This window comes from Vibrio sp. 811, assembly GCF_033339195.1.
In genome coordinates this window covers 1-523 of sequence record NZ_JAWOUB010000926.1, presented here as the reverse complement: position 1 = coordinate 523, position 523 = coordinate 1, and the positions used below count along the sequence as shown (strand labels likewise).

General features: G+C 44.9%; 1 pseudogene. It reads right to left on the bottom strand.

The features are described from left to right. Nucleotides 1–240 precede the first annotated feature (240 nt). Nucleotides 241–523, bottom strand: a pseudogene (locus R7Q46_RS30165) (effector protein); the annotation flags it as partial.

Genomic DNA, 523 nt, shown 5'->3' with positions numbered 1-523 from the left:
TGTGTCCTGTTAAATTTGATGACGGCTTATTGAAGTAAGCGCATAACGATGAGGGACATTTTAGGGTGAGCTTTGAAGTTGGACTTTATTTAAACGTCCGAATTTTATTGCTATTGGCCGTTTTAAAAGTCGATGAGATTGAATCGCATGAACAGCGGCAACAAAAAGAGCGGCGCTCGCCGCTCTTACCAACATACAAATACCAACACCGAAAATCACTGAGTTATTTGGTGCGCTGAGTTATTTGATACCGTGAAGGCTATTTTCGGCATTCATCGCCAGAGGATTGAACGAGTCATTACGCAGTTCAGCGATGGCATAAAGCATGCGCCCCATGCGTCCGTTGCCATCGGTAAAGCCGTGATAACCAATCACACCAGCAAACAAATGTTTACCGAGGTCTTTGTCCGCAACTGGATTCTCTTTCAAAAAGCCTTCAATGTGTTGCTTCAACATGCCTTCCCCACCAATGCTAGATGGTAATGTACCGCCAGAGATATTTGGCCCACGGTAATCGCGTTCT